Source organism: Paenibacillus sp. GQ49, from assembly GCF_059759055.1.
The window spans coordinates 1-1,594 of sequence record NZ_JCAXEL010000043.1; the positions used below are offsets into that span (position 1 = coordinate 1).

Consider the following 1,594-nt stretch of genomic DNA (forward strand, 5'->3'; position numbering starts at 1 on the left):
CTATACCAGCTAATAGCTTGTCAAGATTACCAGTAAATGATACTAAATCATGTGGTATAGTAAAAATGAGCATGCCAAATAACCCTCCAATTTCCGTCGTGTCTTGGAAGGTTATTCCAATAGCAATCTTTTAAATTGGACGAAATTCCTTTTTGTTTCTCAAGATTGCATAGAGCCAATGGACGAGCTTATTTGCACATGCGATTAGAGCTACTTTATGTGGTTTGCCTTCTGCTCTCTTGCGATCATAGAACGCTTTGATTCGTATATTTCGGGAGCGTATAAGCCCACACTGGACAGCCATTACCAGGGCATAACGCAACTGCCTAGAACCGCGTTTCGTGATTCGGTTTCGAGTTGCTGTAAATTTACCCGAAGCAAAGACACTCGGGTCAATGCCTGCAAAAGCCACTAGCTTTTTTGGGTGATCAAATCGGTCGACTTCTCCAATTTCAGATAAAATTGTTGCAGCAATTTTATGCCCAATACCGGGAATCGACTGAATTAATTCATACTCTTCAATTTCTTCAGCCAGAGCATTTATGTTCTGTTCCAGTTCAGCAAGATGCTCTTGGTACTGAAGAATAAGGGTAATAAGAACTTTCAAATTGATTAAGTGGCTTGCATACATGGTTTGCTGAAATGGGTTTTGCTTTGCCGCGTGTAGCAGTCGCTGAACCCGTTGGTTAATCCAGCCCTCAGAACGCCCCCGTTTCGAAGAAAGCAGTTCTTTCATCTTAGCTTTGAGTGTAATTTCATCCGTCTGCAAAACTGAATATGAGGTTGGAAAATCACTTAAAAACCGTAGTGAAATACGGGAATACATAGCTCCAAAGACGCCTTTATAAGCTGGGAAAACCTGATCTAAAACGGCTTGGAATTGCAGCTTCGTCTGTACACACATCTTTGAAAGGGACTCATACTGTCTTGTAAGATAGCGCAGATTGAGAAGTTGCACACCTCTTATCTTAAAAGGTTCAAACTCTTCCTTGTAGTACAACTCTCCTAGTAGGTAAGCGTCCGCAGCATCCGTCTTTACTTTACGAAGTTGAGACTTTCTAAGCCGATTTGAGATGAGCGGATTAATGACAATGTAAATGTAGTGATGTTCTTCTAAGAACTGAACAACGGGACTTTGGTAATGGCCGGTTGCTTCTAGAATAAGCAGAGGACGAAGTTTGGATACAGTCTCAACATCCTTCAAAACCTCATGTAAAATGGCTAGACCATCACGAGTGTGCTCAAAGTGGAACGTCCCTCTGAAAGGCTTTCCGCGTGCTAAAAAGGCTTGTCCATGACTTTCTTCTTTTGAAATATCTAGACCGACAACTGGATTCATTTCATCTCTCCCTGTAAGTTTAGATTCACCGGCATCCCTAAGGTTCTTCTTGTCGCTCCATAGCATCGCTTGTTATACGGGATCTTACGTCCCAACCAGCCTCAATCATGGTCATGACAAGTAGGGCGAACACTATAGCACTCGGGATCAAGTCCCACGGGCAGGTACGTTCGACCGGGCTATCTTAATCCTCTATACAAATGAAAAAAGGATCAACCAGAAAGAACTGGTTGATCTCATAATACGAACGGGCAG

1 protein-coding gene is annotated in these 1,594 nt (G+C 42.5%); it reads right to left on the minus strand.

The window, feature by feature from the left end:
• Positions 1-130: 130 nt before the first annotated feature.
• Positions 131-1,339, minus strand: a complete 1,209-nt coding sequence (locus AC6CIF_RS31800) for an IS110 family RNA-guided transposase (RefSeq protein ID WP_076215438.1) — start codon at positions 1,337-1,339, stop codon at positions 131-133.
• Positions 1,340-1,594: the final 255 nt, after the last annotated feature.

What these genes read in the sequence shown, in the direction of transcription:
- AC6CIF_RS31800 (WP_076215438.1), bottom strand. Translation starts at nt 1,339, where the DNA reads ATGAATCCAGTTGTCGGTCTAGATATTTCAAAAGAAGAAAGTCATGGA.